Genomic DNA, 24,602 nt, shown 5'->3' with positions numbered 1-24,602 from the left:
ACGCTTGCGGACAATCTAAGTCGTCACATGTAGACCCTGTTGTCGTTAATAAATATCTTTATCAGTGATAATCAGCAATCAATCATCATCAATCCGCATGGGCGCCCACGGCGCATAAACACTCGCAATTCTATTGCGTCAAATAATCGCAACTCTGTTGCGTAGATAATCACGAGCAACCCCGCAGGGGCGTGAGCTTGTTTGCGAGTACAGGCCCAGCCGGCCAGGCTTTAAGTCCCCTGTACCCTGAGGGGAAAGGGGATTTAGGGGAAAGCGGTGGAGCCCCTCTTCAGGTTAAGAGGGGACGGGGGAGTTTTCGAAAAACATTTTTTTATGACAATTGCTGGTCATTTATGGCACTTGCTTTAGCTTGATGAACTCCTCTTTAAATTTAGTAAGCGTCCAAAAGTGGTTTTAGGTAATCCCTGAGAAAGTTTGTACCTTTGCGCTGTCAAATTCAATAAACAGTAAAAGGTATGATAAGTAACAGTGATTTAGAGAAGGCTTGGTTTCTGTATAAGACAGAGTATGAGCCGCAGAACATTTCAATCAATGATTTCTGTATGAGAAAGGGTATCCCCCATCGTGAGTTCAACAAATGGTTTCGTAATACACACAAGCAAGTTGTCCCTGTGGAGATTGAAGGAGTCCCGGACAACTCGGGGCCAGCCCCTTCTCAATCAGATTCAGCTAAAGTTTCTAATATAATGAGTCCAAGGAAGTCCGGCATCCATGTGTTCATCCACACGAGCGACGGTCTTCAGATACAGAAGAAAGGCCTGACCTACCAGGGGCTGCTGAGCCTGGTGGAGAAACTGGAGGGTCTATGTTGAGTATAACGGGACTTCATAATTTCTATTTTCTTCCCGGTCTGCATGACATGCGCTGCAAGGCTCCTCGTATATTTGAGATAATACGCGCCAAGTACCACCGCGACCCGTTGAACGGAGATGTCTATATGTTCATGTCCAAGGACCAGACGAAGGTCAAGATGATCCATTATGAGAACCATGCCTATTATGTTCACGAGAAGTGCTTCTCAAAGGGATACAAGTTTGTAAAGATAGTGCTACGGGATGATGTTCCTGTATATAAAATCGAGTGGAAAAGCTTGGTTTCAGTGCTTGAAAGTCCTGTAATTAAGTCAATAAATTTACAATAATATAAATAGTGTTAAATCGCTGATTAACAACAGAATAATATGATTAAAAAATTGCATATATCAAATATTTTTAGTATCTTTGTACCATATAATAAAGCATATGGCAAAGGACGAGTTAATCAGAGAAATACAGCTGAAACGGCAGCTTTCGGAGCTGGACGGAAGTCCAGTTCCGGAGTATGACCCGTCCGATGGTATGGAAACGGTAGAAGAACTGAAAAGATACGTGAGATTCCTGTATTCCTCCCTTCAGGAGAAGGATAGGGAGAACAGACAGGTCAGGGATGAGATGGCGGAGATAAAGGCCGAGCTAAAGGCCGCCAACCGCCGTGCCGACTCTGAGGCGGAAAGTCGCCAGCGCCTGTTTGACAAGCTTGAGCGTTTCATGGACAGCCAGAAGGAGGCTGACAACGAGAAGAAAAAGCTCCTTCGTAGGATTGAGACTCTTGAGAACCGCCTGGCATTGGCTAACCAAGCACTCTATGGTGGAGGGAAGACCTGCAGCGAGAAGTATTCAGGCAAGAAGAGCGAGGGCATCAATGACGGCCGTGACGATTTTGACGGAACGGAGAAGTCGCTTCCCGAAGGTACTCCCGGCCCGGTTGGCAAGTCGCATACTTCTGAAGAAGACACTTCAAAGTCAGAGAAGGCTGAAGGTGGAGAGGCGGATGCTCAAGACACGGTTCAAGACAATGGCACAGGCCAAACCTGTTACCATGGTGCGAGCCGCAAGGGTTGTTCTTACATAAAGGAGGTGATAGGCAATCCGATATTTCATGAATGCGTCGTGCCTGAGGGTTGCAAGGTGATAAAGGTCAAGAAGCCCCGTAAAATAAAGACGTTAGTCCAGCGGTTGGAGGAACATCATTTCCAGAGGCTATTGGTTGAGTATCCTGACGGTTCCAGAAGGGTTATCACCGCCCCTGTTGACGAGGACGGCAAGGAGATACTTGAGGAGCTGGTCCCCGGCACAGGCATAACAGCCACATTGTTGTCGTTCATGATATTCAACCGTTACATCATGGCTTCCCCCGCTTACCGTGAGGCCAAGAACAGGTATCCAGATATGGACTGGCACACCTGCAGGCAAAACCTGCTCAACTGGGAGGACAAGGGCGCAATCATGCTCAACATGCTCCTGCCAGCATTGAAGGATATGGCCTTGGAGGATGGCGCAAACGTCAATGTTGACGAGACATGGTACCGCTACCAGACCCACTTCGGCCACAATAAGACTTACATGTGGTGTCTTGTAAACCGCAAGGCGGGCATAGTCATATTTTTCTATGAAGATACGGTTGACAAGAACGGCAAAGTTCATACGGGTGGGCGCAGACGAGCAGTGCTTAAGGAGTTCCTTGGCGACGCCAAGATAAAGTCCCTTCAGAGCGATGGCTACAATGTATATATGTATCTTGATGACGAGATGGTGGATGTCGAGCACATCTGCTGCCTTGCCCACGTTCACAACAAGCTTCAGGAAGCAAAGAGGCTCGGCTATAAGATTGTCGATTTCTTCCTTTCGGGAATCAAGAAACTGTATAAGCGTGAGAGGATGTACGCAAGCGATCCAAAATACTACACCCCTGAGCGCATAAAGAAGGCTCGCAATGACGAATATACAGATGGAATCATAAACTCCATGCATGTTAAGCTGCTTGACTTGATAGCCAAGGGCGAAGAAGAGTTCCCCGACAAGGTGTGGAGGGCCTTGAACTACTTCTACAATTTCTGGGACAGGATATTCGCCTATCGGAATGACGGTGAATACAGCATTGATAACATGGCGGTAGAGCGGGCCATAAGGCCTTTGACAGTTCAAAGGAAAAACAGTCTGTTCTTCTGCAGTCCCAAGGGAGCCAAGAACTCCGGCATATTCAATACTTTCATCTCGACCTGTCAGCAGAAGTGTCGCAACTTCCGCGACTTCTTCGTGGATTTTGTTCGGGAGTGGAACAAGGGACGAAGGGACTATGACAATCTTGTCAGGCTTGCTTTCTCCCCGGCAACCAATTAAAATAAGTTAAATTTCAATTAAATCACAAATAGGCGGGCTTCTCGGAATGCCCGTCCTATAAGGGTTTTAATCACTTTTGGACGCTTACGGTAGGTGTTTGACTTTGAAACCAATATACACAGTACAGAATATGAGATATATCCTGCATATTAACATTAGTTACGGTTCTGATGTACATGTCCCTGTGAACCTCCAACTATTTGGGTTCACTTCACCCTTTGACCCAATATCCCTGTGACCCAAATTGAATACTTACAAACTTGCGTATTTACATATGATTTATCTATATTCATTAAAATCTATAATCAATTTGGATAACTATCTACCTGAGATACAACAAGACATTCTCAGCTTATCCAATCGTTTCACTCCGCTATGTATAGGGAGTGAACATTATGGGGGATATGTTTATAACGATAAAACCAAGTTGTTATTGGATTCTCTTGAAATGAAATGGAAATCAGTCAATGCATCGATATTGAAATTTACTCGTTGGTTTCATAAATTACAAAATGGTGACGTATTCTTTATACTTACCGACAAAAACCCGGATATTGATCATGATGCCGCTCTTTATGCATTGAATGAATACAATAAAAAAAATATCTCCATCGAGGAATCCATAAAGAAATACAAGACGTTATTCGCTACGTTGTCGGAGAAATACAAAATCTACAGTTATGGAAAAAAAACAGTAAAAGAGTTTGTTGGAGAAAAGCAAAAGTCGAAAAGGGTATGCCGTTTCTGCGGCAAATCAATGCCAGATGTTAGCTTCAACCATATTGCCCATGCTGTAGGTGAATCGTTAGGTAATCATAGGTTGTTTTGCTATGAAGAATGTGATATTTGCAACGGAAGATTGAGTCAAATCGAGCAAGACCTTACCGCCATGATGGATGTTAGAAGAGCCACTTTTGGCGTTAAGAATAAGAAAAAGGACATTCCTGAAGTAGAAGGCGACAATTTCTGTATAAGAAGAAAAGGCAAGGACGATATTAAAATGTATCTAAAAGAAGAGATGCTTCCTTCAACATACAAGACTAATCCTGTGTTTGATCTCAGACTTGAGACAAGCAAACTGATGACAAATCACAATTTCTATAAGGCATTAGTCAAGATTACAATTGATTTAATCCCATCTGAATACCTTCCTCATTTACGGAATACAATTGCATGGATAAACGGCAAACTAGGACTGCCAAAAACACCTTCATGTCTGTTTATGGTATTTCCTTATGTCGCGCCTCACCCGTATGTCGATATATATGTAAATAAAAAACCCGGAAATGGTCATCCATTCATAACTGTTATTCTCAGAATTCTTGATATTGCTTATATGTATATCATACCAGAGGTTGACTTTGACAAAGGGCTATTCGTGTCTGACGAGACCTTGATAAACCACTGGTTGGATTTCTATAAAGTTTATGGTGATGAATGGATAAAACAAGACACATCATGTATTAATTATAGCTCACCTTTCATAGATGTAACAGTAGATTTGCAAAATGACTTCTTTGAGGTTCGTCCATCATCTAATATGGTTTTCAACTATCCTACCAGTACATATAAAATAGAAAAGATGGAAATGAATGAAGTTGACTTTCCTTCTATTGGCAGCAATGATATAAACGTAGTAAAAGTCACTTTGAACAATTTCAGGGTTTTTCGTCAGATATCGATAAAATTACCTTATAACTATACTATGCGTCTTTATATGAAAATTGCGATTAGAAAAGAACAAAATACATTAATTGTTGAATTTCAAGACATGCAATATGATCATACCGACCAAATCCAGCTGTTCGGCATATATATTACAATAAGATTTGTGGTAAACAATCTTCAAAATTATATCAGTTATGATAAGAAACAGATAAGTGGAGATCTTGTTAAACTAGTTTTGGAAAAGACTTTGTTGGAAGCAGACAAGTTCTTAATTCCAAAACTAAATAACACATCATATTCACACGTAAGGTTGATAGATCAATATCAAAACTTGATAAATAGTGAATTTATGGACAAAGTGAAAATTGGAGTTTACCAATAGAATCGGCTTTTTGATATAGACGATTACGAAGAAGATTAATATTTTTGTTAATTGCTGTTCATTTATGGCACTTGCTTTAGCTTGATGAACTCCTCTTTAAATTTACAATGTGTGAATAATTGCTGTTTACCCCAAACAGTCCGCTTGCGGACACTCAATATAAAGTTTAAACATACTTTTATGGAAATAATAAAAACAAATATCCCTGGCGTGCTCATCATTGAGCCCCGCATATTCAAAGACTCCCGTGGCTATTTCTTCGAGAGCTTCTCTCAGAGAGAGTTTGATGAGAAAATAACGCCCATCCTTGGGCATAGTATCAACTTCGTGCAGGACAACGAATCGATGTCATCATACGGCGTGATGCGTGGTCTTCACTATCAGCGCATGCCATATACACAGAGCAAGCTAGTGCGCTGCGTAAAGGGCGCAGTACTCGACGTAGCCGTTGACATCCGTAAAGGCTCCCCGACATTCGGTCAACATGTAGCAGTAGAATTGACAGAAGACAATCATCGTCAGTTCTTCATCCCTCGTGGCTTCGCTCATGGCTTCGCCGTTCTCTCCGAGACCGCTGTATTCCAATACAAGTGCGATGAGTTCTATCATCCTGAGGCTGATGGCGGAATCAATATCAAGGATGAATCCCTTGGCATTGACTGGCGCATACCTGTTGAAAAAGCGATACTCAGTGAGAAAGACTTGAAGCACGCATGCCTAAAGGATGCAGTGCTAGATTTTGATATAAACGACAAGTTATACTAATCATCTTCCATGTTCAGATACTGCCTGTTTTTAATGAGCAACTTTTCAGGTAAGTCTGAATGGTGGAGATACATTAAGATAAATATATGAAAGGTATAGTATTAGCCGGTGGCTCGGGTACTAGGTTGTACCCCATCACCAAGGGTATCAGCAAGCAGCTGATTCCCATTTTCGACAAACCAATGATTTATTATCCTATCTCTGTGTTGATGCTTGCCGGCATCCGTGAGATATTGATAATCAGTACTCCATTCGACTTGCCAGGCTTTAAGCGACTGCTTGGCGATGGCAGTGACTTCGGGGTGAAGTTCGAGTATGCAGAGCAGCCATCACCCGATGGACTCGCACAGGCATTCACTATAGGTGCAGACTTTATTGGTGATGATGCAGCATGTCTAGTACTTGGAGATAATATCTTCCAAGGTGCTGGTTTAACAAATATGCTTATAGAGGCAGTACGCACAGCCGAGGAAGACAAGAAGGCTACAGTCTTTGGATATTGGGTATCAGACCCTGAGAGATATGGCGTAGCTGAATTTGATGCAGACGGCAATTGCCTGAGCATTGAGGAAAAGCCAGAGCATCCAAAGAGCAATTATGCAGTAGTCGGATTGTATTTCTATCCCAACAAAGTGGTAGATGTAGCAAAGACCATCAGACCATCTGCACGTGGAGAATATGAGATAACGACTGTCAATCAGCGATTCCTTGAAGATGGTGAGCTGAAGGTGCAGAAACTTGGCCGTGGCTTTGCATGGCTCGACACAGGTACTCATGATTCACTATCTGAGGCTTCTACATATATAGAGGTATTGGAGAAACGACAGGGCTTGAAGGTGGCATGTCTTGAAGGCATCGCATTCCGCAAAGGATGGATTACTGCCGTCAAGATGCGTGAGCTTGCAAAGCCTATGCTTAAGAACCAATATGGACAATATCTGCTTCAGGTCGTGGAAGAAGTGGAAAGGACAGGTCAAGCAAATCTTTAATCAGCAATCAGTCATCAATTTGAGAAGGCTATACTCAGTGAGAAAGACTTGAAGCATGTAAGTTTAAAGGATGCAGAGCTTGATTTTAATATAAACGACAAGTTATACTAATCATCTTCACTGTTCAGATACTGCCTGTTTTTTATGAGCAACTTTTCAGGTAAGTCTGAATAGTGGAGATAAAAACTTATAGAGAAAAAGCGAATCAATAACGTATGTGTGGAATCGTAGGATATATAGGAAATAAGGAAGCAGCCCCTATACTTATTAAGGGACTTCATCAGCTCGAGTATCGTGGATACGATAGCGCTGGTATTGCCCTGTTAGGATCAGGCTGCAACGAGATTAAAGTATTTAAGGCAAAAGGCAAGGTGGCAAACCTTGAAGAAAAGGTAGATGCTGCATTGTCATCTGAATCACAGCAGACAAGCCTGACTACCGGCATCGGACATACACGTTGGGCAACTCATGGCGAACCATCAGAGACAAATGCCCATCCCCATGTGTCAATGTCAGGCGATATAGCCTTGGTGCATAATGGTATCATCGAGAATTATAAATTGTTGAAAGAACAGCTCGAATCTAATGGCTATGAATTCAAAAGCCATACAGACACCGAGGTGCTTGTTCAGTTGATAGACTATTATTATCAGAGAAACGGCAAGCAGTTGGTGAAGGCTGTAAACCAGGCCTTGAATAAGGTCATTGGTGCTTATGCTATCGTGGTTATGGAGAAATCAAACTCCAACCACCTTGTAGCTGCACGTAAAGCTTCGCCGTTGGTAATAGGATTGAGCAATGACAACACGGAGTTCTTTGTAGGCAGCGATGCCACGCCACTGGTGGAATATACACGAAAAGTGATATACTTGGAGGATGAGCAAATAGCTGACATCTATATTGGTAAAGACATTGAGATAACCAATCTCGATGAGACATCAGCCGACATCACCATCAAGGACGTGGATCTTGACATATCTGCACTGAGCAAAGGTGGCTATCCCCATTTCATGCTCAAAGAAATTTTCGAGCAGCCGCATTGTATTGAGAATACTATGCGAGGCAGGATTATCATGAGAGAGGATGGCCTATACGAGATTAAGCTCTCGGCACTAACAAATTTCAAAGCCAAACTCCTTCGCGCTCGACATATCATCATCGTTGCCTGTGGAACGTCATGGCATGCCGGACTCATCGGCAAACAACTCATCGAGGATATGTGCCGAATAAGAGTGGAGGTGGAATATGCCAGTGAGTTCCGCTATCGCAATCCTGTGATAGAAAAGGACGATGTGGTGATTGCCATTAGCCAAAGCGGAGAAACGGCAGATACCCTTGCTGCCATCCAACTTGCAAAACAACAAGGAGCATTGGTATTTGGTATAGTCAACGGCGTTGGCAGCAGTATCGCCCGAGAATCTGATACGGGAATATATATTCACGTAGGACCGGAAATAGGCGTAGCCAGTACAAAGGCATTTACCGGTCAGGTAACAGTATTGACCATGCTTTCATTGGCATTGGCAAATGCCATTGGAACCATTTCGGAAGAAGAGTTCCAAACCACATGTCACGAATTGACTCAGATACCACAAAAGATGGAAAAGGTGTTGGAGCAAAACGATACGGTAGAAAATCTATCGTCGATGTTCACCTATGCCCGTAACTTCCTCTATCTTGGCCGAGGCTACAACTATCCAGTAGCCCTTGAAGGCGCATTAAAGCTGAAGGAGATTAGTTATATCCATGCAGAGGGTTATCCCGCTGCCGAGATGAAACATGGTCCTATAGCCCTTGTGGATGAAGAGATGCCGATAGTGTTCTTGGCCACACATCACCAGCTGTATCATAAGATAATCTCCAACATGCAGGAAGTGCAGAGTCGTAACGGTCGCATTTTCGCAGTTGTGACAGAAGGCGATGAGGATGTCAAGAAGATCTCAGAGCAAGTGGTAGAAGTACCGAACACATTGAATTGCCTTGTTCCATTGCTAAGTGTCATACCAATGCAGATGTTGGCATATCATGTGGCAGTGAAGAAGGGTTTGAATGTAGATATGCCAAGGAACTTGGCTAAGAGTGTAACGGTAGAATAATGAGTAAATATAATATATTAAAAATATGAAAATACTTCTAACAGGTGGAGCTGGTTACATTGGCTCACATACGATTATTGAATTATATAAAGCAGGTCATTCAGTTGTAGTAGTAGATAATCTCGTAAACTCTAATCAAGAGGCTCTTCGCCGTGTATCAAAAATAATAGGTGAAGAATTTCCATTTGAAAAAGCAGATATTCGAGATCGCGAGAGTCTGGATCGCTTATTCGGTCAATATCACATTGATGCTGTGATTAATTTTGCAGGTCTAAAGGCTGTGGGAGAATCTGTTTCCAAGCCGCTTGAGTATTATGAGAATAACATGAATGGTGTTTTCGTACTATTGGATGTTATGAGAAGACATGGTTGCAAAAACATAATTTTTTCTTCATCTGCGACAGTGTATGGAGATCCAGCAATTATCCCTATTACAGAAGAATGTCCCAAAGGACAATGTACAAATCCATATGGATGGACAAAGTCTATGCTCGAACAGGTACTTATAGATGTGCAGAAAGCAGATCGTGAATGGAATGTAGTTCTGCTTCGTTACTTTAATCCAATTGGAGCGCATGAATCAGGATTAATAGGTGAGAATCCAAATGGCATTCCCAATAATCTTATGCCATACATCACTCAAACAGCAGTAGGCCTGCGCAAGGAATTAGGTATATTTGGAAACGACTATGACACCCATGATGGAACAGGAGTTCGCGACTATATTCATGTTGTTGACTTAGCCCGCGGTCATGTTGCAGCTTTGAAGGTGTTTGAAAATAGAAATGAAATATCATCTCAAAGAGATGAAGAAAAGGGATTATACATTTACAATCTTGGTACCGGACACGGATATTCTGTATTGGATGTAGTTAAAGCTTTTGAGAAAGTAAATGGAGTAAAGATACCATACGTTATAAAAGAAAGACGTCCTGGGGATATAGCAACTTGCTATTGCAATCCATCAAAGGCTAAGGAAGAACTTGGTTGGGAGGCTCAGTATGGCATAGAAGAAATGTGTCGTGACTCCTGGCGTTGGCAGTCACAGAATCCGAATGGATATGAAAGTTTGTAAACAAATGGAGTTGATTTATATTTCACATGCACAGTAAAATATCAATTTAGTGCTACTGATTCTTTGCTTCTGAATTGTCGATATTGATAATAAACCGTTAAATAAACGATTTGTATATATAATATTAAATAGGCATAGAAGAGGTTGTTCGTTTACATAATAATTTTCATATGTATATAGAGTTTTTCCTATTAGAAATAAGAAATGAATAATAAAATTATTGCAAAGAATACAATATTTCTTTATGTAAGGATGCTACTCATTATGTTAGTATCCTTATACACTTCGCGTGTTGTACTTGATTCATTAGGTATTGATGATTTTGGAATTTATAATATCGTAGGTGGTATTATTTCTCTTTTCGCATTTATAAATGGCCCCATGATAGAGGCAACACAACGGTTCCTAAATTTTTATATGGGAAGAAACGATAAAGAAGGAGTAAAAAACGTTTTTAATGCGAGTTTAGTTATACATATAATAATTGCCTTAATCATCGTTTTTTTTGCAGAAACAATAGGATTGTGGTTTTTACATGAAAAAATAGTCATTCCAGAAAATCGATTTTTCGCAGCTTGTTGTGTATATCATATTAGCATTTTTTCTACAGTGATGATGATTCTATCATATCCTTATAATGCTCTCATAATTGCCCATGAGCAGATGAGTATTTTTGCTTATATTTCAATTTTTGAAGCATTGTCAAAATTGCTAATTGCTTTTTTGATTTTGTCTTCACCCTGCGATAGATTGGTTTACTATGCATTATTAATTGGCATTGTGCATATAATTATAACACTGATGTATTTTATATATTGTAACAAAAAATATAAAGAAACGCAAATATCTTTTGTATCAGTACCTAATTCTTTATATAAAGATATGCTTGGGTTCACTAGCTGGAACTTTTTAGGCAATATTGCAAGTGTTTGTTTAAGCCAAGGTACGAATATTCTTCTAAATATATTTTTTGGGCCAGCTGTCAATGCAGCTAAAGGCATTTCAGTTCAAGTACAGAATGCAGTAAATCAGCTTAGTAATAATTTTCAAATAGCTTTTAAACCGCAGATAATCAAGAGTTATTCTAGCAATGAATTAAAAGCTATGCACAGTTTAATATTTCGTGCATCGAAATTCTCTTTCTTCTTAACCTATTTACTGGCATTACCAATTATGTATAAAACTTATTGGATTCTGTCAATATGGCTTAAAGAAGTACCATGCTATACTATTGCTTTTGTAAGATATACAATGTTATTCGCATTAATTCAGTCACTAGCAACACCTTTGCTTACAGGTAGTTTGGCTACAGGAAGGGTTAAAAAGATCATGTTATATATTGCTTCTTTTTTTATAATGGTTATCCCAATATCATATATAGCTTTACTATTTGGAGGTGAACCTACAATCGTTTTCTTAATTCAATTATTTATGTATTTTGTAGCTCATATCATAAGGATAATAATAGTCAGTAAACAAATCTTTTTTGGAATTAATGATTATTGTAAAGATGTAATATACCCAATCATAGTTGCATCTATTCCCTCTTTAGTATGTGCAATAATATTAAATTATTATGTGGAAGATTCTTTTGTACTTAATCTGTTACAATTGTTTTTAATTAGTATTTTAAATATTTTCTTTATTTATTATTTAGGCATCTCTAAAGTGGAGCGACATAAGATTAATCAAATTGTAATCAATAGAATTAACAACATTATAAAATAATAATATTATGACATTTGTATTTAAGTGTATTTCATTACTAAAAAGTGTAAAACTTAAAATTATTGGACTCTCTATAAGAGATGAATCAATAAACTATTTTAAATCATTACTAATCAATATTAGTTTGTTTGGATTAAAAAAAGGATTAAAACTGCCAATTTTGATATTTCATAATACCAATATATACAAGATTGGTACAATCCATATAAAATGTCCAATAAAAAAAGGAATAATAAAAATCGGGCATCATGATTTTAAATCGCAAGGCAGAACTAAATTTTACAATAACGGTGTTATTAATGTATATGGTCCTCTTAGAATAGAAGGTTGTTGCATAATTGAGAACAATGGAACCATTAATTTTATGGGTTACAACTTTATCAGTGACGGAACATCAGTTTTAATTAGAAATCAACTAACTATTGGAGAACATAGTCGTATAGGCTTTCATAGTTTCGTTATGGATAGTGATGATCATTTTACTATTGATTGTAACACACATTTGATAAGTAGAAATACAAAACCAATTACTATTGGTAAGTATAATTGGATAGGTCATACTACATTTATCAAAAAAGGCACAAAAACTCCTGATTACTTCATTGTATCGTCACCAAATGCTCTTTTGTTAAAGGACTATAGTGAGATGCCACCTTACACAGTTGTAGGAGGAAGTCCAATAAAAATAATTAAATCAGGTATTAGACGAATATATAATTGCGAAACTGAAGAAAAAATATTCAATTACTTTAACACTCATCCTGATATTAACAATATTGAAGCTGAATTAAATAATCAGACGTTGGATGAATATTGTAAGAATAATAATTCATTTTGATAATGGAAAATTTTGACTATCTTATAGTTGGATCTGGGTTGTTCGGATCGACATTCGCACATCTTGCCGCGAATCAGGGCAAGAAGTGCTTAGTGATAGACAAGCGTCCGCATTTGGGAGGAAACGTCTATTGCGAGAACATTGAAGGAATCAATGTGCACAAGTATGGCGCACATATATTCCATACTAATAATAAGGAGGTGTGGGACTTTGTTAACTCTATCGTGGAGTTCAACAGATATACCAACTCCCCTGTTGCTAACTATAAGGGCAAGCTCTATAATCTTCCCTTCAATATGAACACCTTCCATCAGATGTGGGATGTGAAGACTCCAGAGGATGCGAAGGCGAAGATTGAGGAGCAGAAAGCAGAGGCTGTGGCGGCACTCAATGGTAATGAGCCACAGAACCTGGAAGAACAAGCTCTGACATTGGTCGGCAAAGATATTTTCTATACCCTCATCAAGGAATATACCGAGAAGCAATGGGGACGAAAGTGTACAGATCTGCCTGCATTCATCATCAAGCGACTGCCGCTGCGTTTTGTCTTCGACAACAACTACTTCAACGACCGATATCAGGGTATTCCCATAGGTGGCTATAACAAATTGATTGACGGATTGCTTGATGGATTGGAATGTAAAACAGACGTTGATTTCTTCAAGTCTGAATTCAGGGATTGGCGAAAATATGCCGATAAGTTGGTATATACCGGTGCTATCGATGAGTTCTTTGATTTCAGATTCGGAAAGCTCGACTGGCGCACAGTTTCCTTCAAGACTCGCATAGAGAACACTCCAAACTATCAAGGCAATGCCGTAGTTAACTACACCTCTCTTGATGAACCGTACACTCGTGTAATCGAGCACAAGCACTTCGAGATGTTCGGTCAGGATGTATATGACTGTCCAAAGACAGTGGTCAGCGAGGAATATTCCACAGAGTATAAGCCCGGTATGGAGCCATATTATCCTGTGAACGATGATCGCAACAATTTGTTATCTGAGAAATATCGCGAACTTGCCTTTAAGGAGTCTGATGTCATCTTTGGTGGCAGATTGGCTGAATATAAATACTATGATATGGCTCCAATCATTGAACATGTTTTGAATATGAATATCTAATCATTTTTGAAATGAAAGAAGAAACAATAAAAATTCTGATAGCATGTCATAAACCAGATAGTGTTTATGAAGATGACGTTTATACACCAATACATGTAGGGCGTGCTATTTCGCCTTACAAAGAAGAAATGGCTAATATGATTGGTGATGATACTGGTGATAATATTAGTGTTGAAAACCCAAGATATTGTGAATTAACCGCAATTTATTGGGGATGGAAAAACCTGAAAGATATTGATTATTTCGGATTATGCCATTATAGACGTTATTTCCAAAAAAAGATAACAAATGAGAACATACAAGAATTAATGTCTTCGTGTGATTTCATTGTGGCAAAAAAAGTCGCATTTGCTCAAAGTATAAAAACATGGTTGTGCGGTTCTTTAGTCTCAGAGGACGTATATATTCTTTATAAAGTGATACTTGCCAAATGTCCTGACAAGAAATGTCAAATAGATGATTTTTTTATGAGTAATGCCATTTATCCATGTAATATGTTCATCTGCAAAAAAGAGATATTTGACAGATATGCTGAGTGGCTTTTTGATATATTATTCACTGCAGATAAATATTTAAAGCCATCAAGTTATTCAAGACTTAGACGTGAGATGGGGTATCTGAGCGAAGTGTTATTGGCTCTTTTTATTAAGCTGCATGGATATGTTTGCAAAGAAATGCCTCTAATTAGTAATATTAATACTACTCAAGTTTTGTTTAGTATTCCAATACATCGACAGCTTAAAACGAAATTAGCATATTGGATAAATAAAGTCTCAACAATCGAATGGGATTATGCTTTAATAACAGGTATGAAGAATGATGGAATTTATGATGAATTGGAAACATTAACTATAAAAAAAGAAGATATATGTCGATAATTGAATATTTGTTCATATTTATTCAGAAATTTTTCTACCCGTATCAAGTGTATCGGGCTATTTTAAAGATGAAATGGAAACTACAGTCGAATTGGCTTAGACCCATTTTTGCCCATTGTGGTTCTAATGTAAGTTTTAGAAAAGTAGGGGCTATTCTTTCACCTGAAATGATTTCCATTGGAGAAAGTAATGTTTTTCAAGAAAATATTTATCTGACTGCTTGGCCTTTAGAAACAGATAAGAATTTCCCAATAAAAATCCATATAGGAAACGGATGTATTTTTGGGGCTTTTAATCATATTACTGCAATAAACAATATAAGAATTGGAAACAATTTGGTTACTGGTAAATGGGTGACCATCACAGATAATTCTCATGGGTTAACTGATGAACTATCATTAAATACCCCCCCCAAAGAGCGTCCATTGGTTAGTAAATCTGATGGGGTGATAATTGGGAATAACGTATGGATAGGAGAAAAGGCTACAATACTTCCTGGAGTTCATATTGGAGACAGCGTTGTTATTGCAGCTAACTGTGTTGTAACAAAGGATATTCCTAGTTTCTCTGTTGCAGCAGGAGTTCCTGCCCAAATAATTAAGACATACAAAAAGTGACATATTCATGATTTCTGTAGTATTACTATCGATATTTGTTATTTTACTTATATCAATTTACAAATTCGGGTCCAATCCAATCAGGCCTTCTGTGTTGTTTTCATCCGGTATGTTAATGATGGCTCTTATTGCTTTCACGTTACGCAAAGAGTGGAAATTAGACATTATGCAATCCGATACGGTATTCTTACTTATTGGAGGAAGTATCGTTGCATTTCTGACAGATTATTACGTTTCAAAAAAGAATGCACTCAAAATCGCTGAAAAGCCTACATATCGAAAAATGAGTGCATTCAGACTAATGATAATATTAATTATTCAATTCTTTGTTGTTGTATTATATTTAATTGAATACTTCAGAAATGCAGGTGTAGTAATGATGTTGCAGTCATTTGGTGAAGTTAACGAATCAATTAAAAATGATGACATATCCATTTATATACCTTGGTATATTAATTTCCCATTTCATGTTTTTCAAGGTATGGGATATATTTGGGCAATAATGGTTCCTCTGAATTATTTGATTATTAAACCCGAAAAAAAAATCCGAATATTGATATTATTGAATTACATTTTGGCATTAATTGGTTCCTTTTCGTCAGGCGGTAGAATGCCTATATTGAATTACATTACTCCTTTAGTGTTTTTTTATTTATTATTTAGTAGGTCCCAAAACTCGAAATTACAAATAAGAAAATATCTTCGTGTTGGATTATTAGCATTTTTGTTTTTGTATTTTTTCTCTGAATTAGGAACACTTATGGGAAGAACGGAAAGAACAGAAAGTGCTTTTGAAATTGTTGCGGAATATTGTGGAGCAGAAATTAAAAACTTAGATGATTTTGTTAAACACACTCCTCGGTTAAAAACAAACCATATAGCAGATTATACTTTACATAGTATTTATGATTGGCTTAACAGTCGATTTGGAACTACACCATCAGCTTATGATCATAAAACTATATACCCTTTTAGTTCCATTAATGGATATCATTTAGGAAATGTTTATACATGCTATGCAAACTATTATGCAGATTTTGGCCTGTTTGGTTTGATTTTTGTAGTAATAGCAATTGGCATAAGTTGCTTATTCTATAATAAGATATGTAAAAGCGACCTTTTATCGTCAGGCATTCCTAATATGTGGTGTTTTTTGTTTGCCACTTCTATTGCCCGTCTTTTTTTATGTTTTTTCCATGAGCAGTTTTATGCTTTTAATTTGGAAAATTGGATAAGAAATATGATAGTTATATATTTCATATTGGCGTTTGTTTATAAATCATGGAATTTAAATTATTTTAAAAAATATTGAGATAATGAATAAAGCTCGTGTAATTGCATTTTATCTTCCTCAGTTTCACCCCATTCCTGAGAATGATGAAAATTGGGGAAAGGGTTTCACTGAATGGACTAATGTGGCTAATGCCAAGCCTCTATGGAAAGGGCATCATCAGCCTCGAATTCCAGCAGACCTCGGTTTTTATGATTTGCGACTTCCTGAAATTCGGGAAGCTCAAGCAAAAATGGCTCGAGATGCAGGTGTGGAGGGATTTATGTATTGGCATTATTGGTTTGGTGGTAAGAAGTTGCTTGAAAAACCTGCAGAATGGGTGCTTCAATCTGGGAAGCCTGATTTCCCTTTCTGTTTTGGATGGGCAAATCATGAATGGAGCACAGCAACTTGGACTAAAGGTGTGAAGAACAAAGAAAAGAAAATGATTGCAGAAATGGTTTATCCAGGTACAGAAGATAATAGGAATCATTTCAATTACTGTCTTCCTTTTTTTAAGGATCATCGCTATATTCAAGTAGATGGGAAACCTTTATTTATGGTGTATTTACCTGAAGATTTTAAGGGATTGTCTCAGTTCATGAATGAATGGCAGAAATGGGCAAAAGAAGCAGGCTTAAAAGGGATATACTTCTTTTGTTGTAACACTACTTATGAAAAAGCTAAAGAAATGGGATTTGACGGATATTGCCATAACGATAAAAACCCAGTACTTAAATCCTTAAGACATGGAAGAATTATTAATGGTATCATAAAGAGGATAAAGTCATTTTTGGGATTGCCAGGGCAAGTCTATGATTATTCTAAGGTGGTATCTATGATTCATCCAGAATGTACAAAAAAAGAAGATTGTTTCCCTGTTATCACGCCAGGATACGACCATACAGCGCGAAGGGGAAAACAAGCTTTAATATTTAAAAATGCGACTCCCGAGGCTTTCCGCAAACATGTCAGTCATGCTCTTGATGTGGTAAAAGACAAGCCTTATGAGCATAAGATAATTTTCCTTCAATCATGGAATGAATGGGGAGAAGGTAATTATATGGAACCTGACACAAAATGGGGTCACGCTTTCTTGAATGTACTTAGAGATGAAATTGTAAATAAAGAGAAATGATAAAAATGGTTAATTTAAACACGAATGTTGGTAATTCTTATGATTTGCTCAAATTCATAATGGCGTTATTGATTGTGGCGATTCATACGAACGCTTTTTATGGTCCATGGTTTTGTACTTGGGTACAGCCGGTCGTATATATAGCAGTTCCTGTGTTTTTTGTTTTATCGTCAATGTTTTTTTTTGTAAAAGTTCGCAAAAATATAAGTCAACGATTTTCCATTCTAAAACAATATCTAAAACGTATATGTACGCTATATTGTTTCTGGTTCATCATGAACATCCCCTTTATACAGAAGAATCACCATTATTTCATTGATGCCGGGGGGGGGGATTTTGTTAGGCTAATATTGGACATTTTACTAAGATATACATACTCTGGATCTTGGTTCTTTTCTTCTTTGGCTTTCGCAGTCGTTATTTATACGGTCTTTTTGAAATTTAAATACGTTCTTAATTGCATTTTAACCTGCTCTGTAATTTTGCTTCTTTATATTTCATGGCATGATATATTACCTCCGGATTATGTCGTATTTTATGGTTGGTTACAAACAGTACTACGTGAAGAACTGTCTCTAACTATTTGTTCAAGCCTTGGATGGGTTGGCATAGGTGTATGGTTTAGTTCAGATAATATGCAAAAAATAATAATAAAGGCGAGAAATAATAAGGCTGTTTTATGGTTGTTATTGAGTTTGTTTTCGACCATCTTGTATGTATTTAATTGTAGCTTTGGATTGAAGTGGCTTAATATAATTCTCATAATTGTATTAACTTGTTTATATGTTATTACTGCAGGATCAATGAAAATTAAGCAAAACAAGACATTGTATAAATTGCGGAAAATGAGTGTTCTATTTTTTATGCTTCATTTCATAATTATTTTTACAAGTTCATTCATTATTAAAAGAATTACTCAATTAGAATATGTATCTTTAGCAGATTATGTAGGTTTCATACCAGGCTATTTAATTGTTCTATCTATTTGCTACATATCATCCAGTATAATTCTAAAACTTAGTGGTTATAAAAGGACTCGATGGTTGTCTTTAAGTTATTAATTATTTAAAGTTAAAATTATGTATACACCTTTAAAAAGTTATCAAGTAATAATATCATTACTTAAGCAGAATAATATACGTCACCTTGTTCTTTCAGCAGGTACAAGGAATATACCTTTTGTCCAATCGGTAGAAAATGACTCTTTTTTTGTATGCTATTCAGTTGTAGATGAAAGAAGTGCGGCTTACATGGCATTAGGAATGTCATTAAGATTAAACGAACCAGTTGTTATATCTTGCACTTCTTCAACTGCAACGTGTAACTACTTTCCTGCAATTGCAGAAGCATATCATCAGGGAGGTCAGTTGATAGTTTTGACAAGTGATCGTAATCCTGCTCTTCTCAATCAAAGAGAGGACCAAATGATTGATCAAGTGGGCATGTATGGAAACTTTGTTAAAAAGTGTGTTAATCTTCCCATAATAAATACAGATGAAGACTTGTGGTTCTGTGAAAGGTTAGTAAATGAGGCTATTATTTCAACATATCAACATGGAAAGGGTCCTGTACAAATAAACATACCGATGCTTTCCTATTATTCAAGATGTAATGAGCCAGACTTACTCAATGCGAGAAAAATAGATCTGTACTCTTACGAGACACCAGCAAAAGAATGGAAATCTTGTGCAGAAATTCTTAATAGTAAAAAGCGCATAATGATAATATGTGGCCAGAATAACTATACATCTCCAGAACTTAACAACTTGCTAAAGTTATTTGGGGAGAAATACAAAAACGTTCTACTTGCAGAGTATATGTCAAATATTGAGGTGGAGGATGCAATTAATCCGTTCTTGCCTTTTGACACACATACGTTGTCATCAAAAGCTTTTGCAGATTTTTTGCCCGAGATAGTAATATCTCTTGGAACTAATGTTATGTCAGGAATTAAGGCACAACTAAGACAAAAGTCAGGACGATTTGAACATTGGGGAGTCGAGGAAAGTGGCAATGTTGTTGATATGTATAAGAGTCTAACTAAGGTATTTGAGTGTTCGCAAGAATATTTCTTGAGATATTTTATAGAAAATGCCTCAGAAGAAGAGAAGGACAATGAATACTTATGTAAAGTCAAAAATTTCGTTGAAGATATTGAAATACCAGAACTGCCATACTCAAACAATACGGTTATAAGAAAGTTAGCTGCGCAAATACCAGACCATAGTATATTACATTTAAGTATAAACAATAGCATTCGAATAGTGAACTATTGCGGTTTGCCAAATCGTACTATCAAGGTTTATTCCAATATAGGTACACACGGTATCGACGGTTGTTTATCTTCATTTATCGGTCAAGCAGTTACTTCAGACAGACTTAGTTTCCTGATAATTGGAGATTTGAGTTTCTTCTATGATATGGGTGCTATGCGTATTAGACACATTCCTAAAACAGCGCGTATTTTGATGGTAAATAACTATGGAGGCGGGGAATTCCATTACAGCACAACACTTGCAATAGACCCAACAATGGATTTGCACACCAGCGCTGCACATACAACAGAAGCTAAGGGTTGGGTCGAGTCTGTTGGCTTCAAATATTTTGCCGTTCATAATGATGCAGAATTTGATGAAGCGATGAGAGTTTTCCTTGATAACACATCGGATTCTCCTATCTTTATTGAAGCATTCTCTGATATGGAAATAGATGCCACGAATACACATAAAATGGAGAGATTCAACTTGAGAGAGACCACTAATGAGGGAATTAAAAGAGTTGTGAAAGAGAAAATTGTTAGTAAGGTTGGGTATAAAACCATAGACAATATTATAAACAAACTAAAGTAGTTTATCCATATGAATATAAAAAAAACAGTCAAAAAAGCCATCAATTTCGTATTAACACCACGTGGAAATGTGAAGGTTTCTATCGCTTCTATCAGTAATGCCCATAGGCTTGAAAATAAACGAATTGTAATAACTGGGGGGGGGTAGTGGATTTGGACTTGAAATGGCAAAAAAATTCATAAAGGAGGGAGCTGTAGTGTTAATTTGCGGACGTAATGAAAGTAAACTTAAGATTGTATCAGAACAATTAGGTGAAAGATGCTTGTATTTGAAGCATGATGTCTCGAAAGTTGAAGATTCTGAGTCCTTTTTAGTTAAGGCGACAAAATTATTAGGCTCAATTGATTGTCTAGTTTGTAATGCAGGTATTTCATTACATGAGTGTGGTATTGAAAATGTGACAATAGAAGGATACGATACCCAAATGAACATTCTGATGCGAGCTAACTTCTTTTTGGCACAAGCTTTTATAAAAATATGCAATGATAACCGTAGTAATAGAAATCTATTGTTCATATCAAGTATGACTGGAAATGCTCCAAGTGAGATCCCATACGGAATTGCAAAAGCAGGAATAAGTTCAATGGTAGCTAAGTTAAATCGTGAGCACTATGCAAAGGGATTAAGAGTGATTGCCATTGCTCCAGGAATGTCACCGACAGAGCTGACTAAATCATACATTGACACGGATGATGGAAATATGTATTGCAATGCCCCATGTGGCAGATACTTTTATCCATCAGAAATTGCAGAAGTCGCAACTTGGCTTTTGTGTGATGCATCTCGAATAATAGGTGGAGAGGTTATTACATGCGATGGTGGATGTACAACTAAAAATATTTGGCATTAATGAGAATAGGAATAATTACAATGCACAGGGTACAGAACTATGGTTCTGCGCTTCAGGCATTTGCATTGGTAGAGTATTTGAAAAAACTTGGACATAATGTCGAGATAATCGATTATGTGTTTCCAAACAAGTACCACTTAAAATGCTCCATGCCTTCTTGGAAGGAACGTTTAAAGTTAAAAAGTCGCGAGTTATTACGTTCTTTGTTACTTGAATTCTTTCTTAAAAGAAATCAGAAATTTAAGTCTTTTAGAAAAGAACACATGTCGTTGAGTGCTAAAAGATACTGCACTATATCGGAACTACATAATTATACTTTCCATTATGATATATATATAACAGGCTCAGACCAGGTATGGAATGAGAATAAGATATATGATGACAATTCTTTCTTCTGCGACTTCGCTCCAAAAGGAAAGAAAATTATCTCATTTGGAGCAAGTGTAACAACAAATACTCTTACTACGGAATATAAGAAACGACTTGAGAACCAATTGTCAAGATACAGTGCAATTGGAGTTAGAGAAATCTCGTCTGTTCCACTATTAAGAAATATGCATCTTGGCAACAATGTTGAAATTTTAAACACTTGCGACCCAACGTTATTGTTAGATGTTTCTGATTATGACAAGCTGGCTGAACAATCAAAAATTAACATATCGGATGATTTTATCCTTGTACATCAATTGGAATATAACTTCTCTGCCGAGCCTGCTATTTCGGAAATTATAAATTCGGCAAAGCAACATTATGGATGCGGAATAATTCTTATTGACCACATGTTTAAAAAGCTGGATGCAGGTGACCGCAAATTATGCAATCTTGGGCCTAATGAATTCGTGTGGTTATTTAAGCATGCGAAGGCCGTAGTAACAAGTTCTTTTCATGGCACTATGTTCTCAATTATATATCGTAAATCCTTTGTCTCTGTTGCCCCGCCCAAAAACCACTCAGACAGCCGTATAACAGATACGTTAACTGGTATGGGATTGAATAATCGCTTGGTGCATAACGACGGAGGCAAATATGAAATTGATTGGGATGAGACGTATTCAGCCGATCAAGAAAAGCTTATACATTCTTATATAAATAAATCAAAATGTTTTCTTAAAGAGAATATATGAAAATGAAACTATCAATAATTGTCCCTTGCTACAATGTGGAAGAATATGTAGAAAAGTGTATTGTTAGTCTTGAAAATCAGGATATACCCCAAGAGGATTATGAGATTCTGGCATATAATGACGAATCTAAGGACAATACGCTTGACATTCTTAATAGACTTGCCAAAACTTACTCTAATGTGAACGTGGCGAGCCACAAAAACAAGGGATTGTCTGGAACAAGGAATAGGGGAATCAGAGAAGCCAAAGGAGAATTTCTGTGGTTTGTTGATAGCGATGACTGGATAACAGAGAATTGCCTAAAAAGTATTTTGTCTTCTGTTGGTCAAGAGACGGATTTAATCGCGTTTTCTGGGTTTGTCCCCGAAGGGAACAGAAGTGTAGGTGCAAATATTTTTGGAGAAGAAGTTAAAGATAAAAAAACTCTTTTTAAATATGGATTTGCAGATGGTGCGCCATTTTATATACATAGAAGAGAATTCTTGGTAAAGAATAATCTATATTTCAAGGAGGGTATAAAACATGAAGACACTTTATTCACTCCAGTCGTATTGAATGAAGCTCATAATATCATATTATACAGGAAACCAGTCTATCACTATCTTCTTCGTTCTGGCAGCATTACAACTGTCGTTGACAAAAAGCGAATATATGACCTATGGGATAACATGAAGATTCTTTATGATTATTCCAAAACGATTAAAGACGATGTGATAAAAAAGGGTTTTCACAATCACATGGCTCACCATATTACAGAAATGCTAAATTATGGCATTGACAATGGTAAAGAAGGAGAAAGGTTAATAGAGCAAATCATGAAACAGCATCCTGAATTCTGGAGTATAATGAAGAATGCTATTGATTTGAAACCTCGTTTGTTATATTGGGCTGTGAGATTATCTCCATTGTCATTTATCACCACGTATCGTCTATTAGCAAAGTTGAGATAGTCTTCAAATATTATTTACGTGACATTTAATACTTCTGAGTTTTTATATGTTTATTTTATAAACAATCAAATTATGAATTCACTTTTTCCATTGATTAATAGGGTTAATAATTCAATCGGAACAATTACTGTTAAAGGTGTTCCTGATAAACTATGGAGAGTATTGTTATTATTGTTGTTGCTTTTAGTAGGATGCGCATATTTTGATATTAATATGCTATGTCAGATTACCATAATTGTAATAATATCATTGGTTCTTTTACTCACAATAATAACTTATGTCTTTTTTATGATAAAGAATCCAGACTATCTACGATCTGAGAATTTTCATATACGTAAGCAAGCAATAGAATTGTTGGGAGACAAAGATGGCTTGCTACCGACCAATGTGGAAAATGTAATTAATGTTCCGTATTCTAGTCCCAATTTAATTGAAAATAAGGAGGTTGAAGAAGATGAAGAATAGTGTTTTTATATTGTCTTTTGATAGAGACAGCATAAGTGATATTCGTTCCCTCCATAATGGGGTTACGAAAAATGCTTTAGTAAAAAATTGGTTCCATTATATTAAATCTTCATATATTATTGTTGCAAATACAAATAATGCTGATATATTATCTAAAAGTTTAGATGCAGCATTAAATGGTATTAGATATATATTACTGGAAGTAAATATTTCGAATTGCAATGGATTCCTTCCTCAGAAAGCATGGGATTGGATTGAACGAATAATTAATAAATCAGAGGGTGGGCTTACTTTTGATAGTTTACTTGGTGCAAGTCTGTTTAAACTGGCAATAATCATAAAAAAATCAACATCGTTTAAAATAGGAAAGACAGGATTGCCACCTGAAGAACGTCGTAATCAACCCGACTATAAGGATGTATATCCAAATATAACATCACTGTTTTCTAATAAAAACCGGGATTTAGTTAGTCTAGCGGAATCAGAAATAATAAACAATGTTATCAATGATCCCAAATGTGACAATAAGAAAGATGGCCGGAAGAGCTTAAATGATAATATGTCTGAGTCAGATAATTATTGTGTATATGTGGTATGGAGATGAAAAGAAATAAATA

22 protein-coding genes are annotated in these 24,602 nt (G+C 37.1%); all 22 read left to right on the top strand.

Features of this window, described 5'->3' with window-relative positions; translation table 11 throughout:
* Nucleotides 1-707 precede the first annotated feature (707 nt).
* Nucleotides 708-833 (top strand): hypothetical protein, encoded by a 126-nt coding sequence (locus CIK98_RS18965; protein ID WP_256387779.1) that lies wholly within the window; start codon nucleotides 708-710, stop codon nucleotides 831-833.
* Nucleotides 827-1,162 carry an IS66 family insertion sequence element accessory protein TnpB gene (tnpB, locus tag CIK98_RS13520; RefSeq protein ID WP_094385107.1) on the top strand — a complete coding sequence of 112 codons (336 nt, stop codon included), beginning with the start codon at nucleotides 827-829 and terminating at the stop codon, nucleotides 1,160-1,162. Before CIK98_RS18965 ends, tnpB begins: the two co-directional genes overlap by 7 nt.
* Nucleotides 1,163-1,262: 100 nt before the next feature.
* Nucleotides 1,263-3,179, top strand: coding sequence for a transposase (locus CIK98_RS13515; RefSeq protein WP_253249744.1), 1,917 nt, complete (start codon nucleotides 1,263-1,265; stop codon nucleotides 3,177-3,179).
* A gap of 310 nt (nucleotides 3,180-3,489) precedes the next feature.
* The gene (locus CIK98_RS13510) at nucleotides 3,490-5,229 is read left to right on the top strand and encodes a hypothetical protein (RefSeq protein WP_141210550.1); all 1,740 of its coding nucleotides are present in this window, start codon (nucleotides 3,490-3,492) and stop codon (nucleotides 5,227-5,229) included.
* Between the two features lie 180 nt (nucleotides 5,230-5,409).
* A complete protein-coding gene (rfbC, locus tag CIK98_RS13505; RefSeq protein ID WP_094385103.1) occupies nucleotides 5,410-5,994 on the top strand; it encodes a dTDP-4-dehydrorhamnose 3,5-epimerase in 585 nt (194 codons plus the stop codon).
* An 86-nt stretch (nucleotides 5,995-6,080) separates the two neighbouring features.
* Entirely contained in the window at nucleotides 6,081-6,983 is a 903-nt protein-coding gene (gene rfbA, locus CIK98_RS13500) for a glucose-1-phosphate thymidylyltransferase RfbA (RefSeq protein WP_094385101.1), read from the top strand.
* A gap of 215 nt (nucleotides 6,984-7,198) precedes the next feature.
* Entirely contained in the window at nucleotides 7,199-9,079 is a 1,881-nt protein-coding gene (gene glmS / locus CIK98_RS13495; protein ID WP_094385099.1) for a glutamine--fructose-6-phosphate transaminase (isomerizing), read from the top strand.
* Nucleotides 9,080-9,104: 25 nt separating this feature from the next.
* Nucleotides 9,105-10,154 (top strand): UDP-glucose 4-epimerase GalE, encoded by a 1,050-nt coding sequence (galE, locus tag CIK98_RS13490; RefSeq protein WP_094385097.1) that lies wholly within the window; start codon nucleotides 9,105-9,107, stop codon nucleotides 10,152-10,154.
* Between the two features lie 204 nt (nucleotides 10,155-10,358).
* Nucleotides 10,359-11,882, top strand: a complete 1,524-nt coding sequence (locus CIK98_RS13485) for a lipopolysaccharide biosynthesis protein (RefSeq protein WP_094385095.1) — start codon at nucleotides 10,359-10,361, stop codon at nucleotides 11,880-11,882.
* 7 nt (nucleotides 11,883-11,889) lie between these two features.
* Nucleotides 11,890-12,720 carry a hypothetical protein gene (locus CIK98_RS13480; RefSeq protein WP_094385093.1) on the top strand — a complete coding sequence of 277 codons (831 nt, stop codon included), beginning with the start codon at nucleotides 11,890-11,892 and terminating at the stop codon, nucleotides 12,718-12,720.
* Between the two features lie 2 nt (nucleotides 12,721-12,722).
* Nucleotides 12,723-13,844, top strand: coding sequence for a UDP-galactopyranose mutase (gene glf, locus CIK98_RS13475; RefSeq protein WP_094385091.1), 1,122 nt, complete (start codon nucleotides 12,723-12,725; stop codon nucleotides 13,842-13,844).
* An 11-nt stretch (nucleotides 13,845-13,855) separates the two neighbouring features.
* Nucleotides 13,856-14,722, top strand: a complete 867-nt coding sequence (locus CIK98_RS13470) for a DUF4422 domain-containing protein (RefSeq protein WP_094385089.1) — start codon at nucleotides 13,856-13,858, stop codon at nucleotides 14,720-14,722.
* On the top strand, nucleotides 14,713-15,339 hold the full coding sequence (locus tag CIK98_RS13465) for a DapH/DapD/GlmU-related protein (RefSeq protein ID WP_253249743.1): 627 nt from the start codon (nucleotides 14,713-14,715) through the stop codon (nucleotides 15,337-15,339). Before CIK98_RS13470 ends, CIK98_RS13465 begins: the two co-directional genes overlap by 10 nt.
* A gap of 7 nt (nucleotides 15,340-15,346) precedes the next feature.
* Nucleotides 15,347-16,651 (top strand): O-antigen polymerase, encoded by a 1,305-nt coding sequence (locus tag CIK98_RS13460; protein WP_094385087.1) that lies wholly within the window; start codon nucleotides 15,347-15,349, stop codon nucleotides 16,649-16,651.
* A gap of 4 nt (nucleotides 16,652-16,655) precedes the next feature.
* Nucleotides 16,656-17,747 carry a glycoside hydrolase family 99-like domain-containing protein gene (locus tag CIK98_RS13455; protein WP_094385085.1) on the top strand — a complete coding sequence of 364 codons (1,092 nt, stop codon included), beginning with the start codon at nucleotides 16,656-16,658 and terminating at the stop codon, nucleotides 17,745-17,747.
* Complete coding sequence (locus tag CIK98_RS19080) at nucleotides 17,744-18,808, top strand: acyltransferase family protein (RefSeq protein ID WP_094385084.1); 1,065 nt, start codon at nucleotides 17,744-17,746, stop codon at nucleotides 18,806-18,808. The genes CIK98_RS13455 and CIK98_RS19080 overlap by 4 nt, the downstream gene beginning before the upstream one ends.
* 18 nt (nucleotides 18,809-18,826) lie before the next feature.
* Nucleotides 18,827-20,596: a 2-succinyl-5-enolpyruvyl-6-hydroxy-3-cyclohexene-1-carboxylic-acid synthase gene (menD, locus tag CIK98_RS13445; protein WP_094385082.1), complete on the top strand. Its 1,770-nt coding sequence runs from the start codon at nucleotides 18,827-18,829 to the stop codon at nucleotides 20,594-20,596.
* Nucleotides 20,597-20,729: 133 nt separating this feature from the next.
* Complete coding sequence (locus CIK98_RS13440) at nucleotides 20,730-21,446, top strand: SDR family NAD(P)-dependent oxidoreductase (RefSeq protein ID WP_256387782.1); 717 nt, start codon at nucleotides 20,730-20,732, stop codon at nucleotides 21,444-21,446.
* Nucleotides 21,446-22,570 carry a polysaccharide pyruvyl transferase family protein gene (locus CIK98_RS13435; protein WP_094385078.1) on the top strand — a complete coding sequence of 375 codons (1,125 nt, stop codon included), beginning with the start codon at nucleotides 21,446-21,448 and terminating at the stop codon, nucleotides 22,568-22,570. Before CIK98_RS13440 ends, CIK98_RS13435 begins: the two co-directional genes overlap by 1 nt.
* 2 nt (nucleotides 22,571-22,572) lie before the next feature.
* The gene (locus CIK98_RS13430) at nucleotides 22,573-23,520 is read left to right on the top strand and encodes a glycosyltransferase (protein WP_172409956.1); all 948 of its coding nucleotides are present in this window, start codon (nucleotides 22,573-22,575) and stop codon (nucleotides 23,518-23,520) included.
* Nucleotides 23,521-23,592: 72 nt separating this feature from the next.
* On the top strand, nucleotides 23,593-23,985 hold the full coding sequence (locus CIK98_RS13425) for a hypothetical protein (RefSeq protein WP_094385074.1): 393 nt from the start codon (nucleotides 23,593-23,595) through the stop codon (nucleotides 23,983-23,985).
* Entirely contained in the window at nucleotides 23,975-24,589 is a 615-nt protein-coding gene (locus CIK98_RS13420; RefSeq protein ID WP_094385072.1) for a hypothetical protein, read from the top strand. The genes CIK98_RS13425 and CIK98_RS13420 overlap by 11 nt, the downstream gene beginning before the upstream one ends.
* Nucleotides 24,590-24,602: the final 13 nt, after the last annotated feature.

The organism is Prevotella sp. P2-180 (genome assembly GCF_002251435.1).
Taxonomy (GTDB): Bacteria; Bacteroidota; Bacteroidia; order Bacteroidales; family Bacteroidaceae; genus Prevotella.
The sequence above is the reverse complement of the archived record's forward strand: the minus strand, read 5'-3'. Positions and strand labels throughout refer to the sequence as shown.

What these genes read in the sequence shown, in the direction of transcription:
- CIK98_RS18965 (WP_256387779.1), top strand. Translation starts at nt 708, where the DNA reads ATGAGTCCAAGGAAGTCCGGCATCCATGTGTTCATCCACACGAGCGAC.
- tnpB (WP_094385107.1), top strand. Translation starts at nt 827, where the DNA reads ATGTTGAGTATAACGGGACTTCATAATTTCTATTTTCTTCCCGGTCTG.
- CIK98_RS13515 (WP_253249744.1), top strand. Translation starts at nt 1,263, where the DNA reads ATGGCAAAGGACGAGTTAATCAGAGAAATACAGCTGAAACGGCAGCTT.
- rfbC (WP_094385103.1), top strand. Translation starts at nt 5,410, where the DNA reads ATGGAAATAATAAAAACAAATATCCCTGGCGTGCTCATCATTGAGCCC.
- rfbA (WP_094385101.1), top strand. Translation starts at nt 6,081, where the DNA reads ATGAAAGGTATAGTATTAGCCGGTGGCTCGGGTACTAGGTTGTACCCC.
- glmS (WP_094385099.1), top strand. Translation starts at nt 7,199, where the DNA reads ATGTGTGGAATCGTAGGATATATAGGAAATAAGGAAGCAGCCCCTATA.
- galE (WP_094385097.1), top strand. Translation starts at nt 9,105, where the DNA reads ATGAAAATACTTCTAACAGGTGGAGCTGGTTACATTGGCTCACATACG.
- CIK98_RS13485 (WP_094385095.1), top strand. Translation starts at nt 10,359, where the DNA reads ATGAATAATAAAATTATTGCAAAGAATACAATATTTCTTTATGTAAGG.
- CIK98_RS13480 (WP_094385093.1), top strand. Translation starts at nt 11,890, where the DNA reads ATGACATTTGTATTTAAGTGTATTTCATTACTAAAAAGTGTAAAACTT.
- glf (WP_094385091.1), top strand. Translation starts at nt 12,723, where the DNA reads ATGGAAAATTTTGACTATCTTATAGTTGGATCTGGGTTGTTCGGATCG.
- CIK98_RS13470 (WP_094385089.1), top strand. Translation starts at nt 13,856, where the DNA reads ATGAAAGAAGAAACAATAAAAATTCTGATAGCATGTCATAAACCAGAT.
- CIK98_RS13465 (WP_253249743.1), top strand. Translation starts at nt 14,713, where the DNA reads ATGTCGATAATTGAATATTTGTTCATATTTATTCAGAAATTTTTCTAC.
- CIK98_RS13460 (WP_094385087.1), top strand. Translation starts at nt 15,347, where the DNA reads ATGATTTCTGTAGTATTACTATCGATATTTGTTATTTTACTTATATCA.
- CIK98_RS13455 (WP_094385085.1), top strand. Translation starts at nt 16,656, where the DNA reads ATGAATAAAGCTCGTGTAATTGCATTTTATCTTCCTCAGTTTCACCCC.
- CIK98_RS19080 (WP_094385084.1), top strand. Translation starts at nt 17,744, where the DNA reads ATGATAAAAATGGTTAATTTAAACACGAATGTTGGTAATTCTTATGAT.
- menD (WP_094385082.1), top strand. Translation starts at nt 18,827, where the DNA reads ATGTATACACCTTTAAAAAGTTATCAAGTAATAATATCATTACTTAAG.
- CIK98_RS13435 (WP_094385078.1), top strand. Translation starts at nt 21,446, where the DNA reads ATGAGAATAGGAATAATTACAATGCACAGGGTACAGAACTATGGTTCT.
- CIK98_RS13430 (WP_172409956.1), top strand. Translation starts at nt 22,573, where the DNA reads ATGAAACTATCAATAATTGTCCCTTGCTACAATGTGGAAGAATATGTA.
- CIK98_RS13425 (WP_094385074.1), top strand. Translation starts at nt 23,593, where the DNA reads ATGAATTCACTTTTTCCATTGATTAATAGGGTTAATAATTCAATCGGA.
- CIK98_RS13420 (WP_094385072.1), top strand. Translation starts at nt 23,975, where the DNA reads ATGAAGAATAGTGTTTTTATATTGTCTTTTGATAGAGACAGCATAAGT.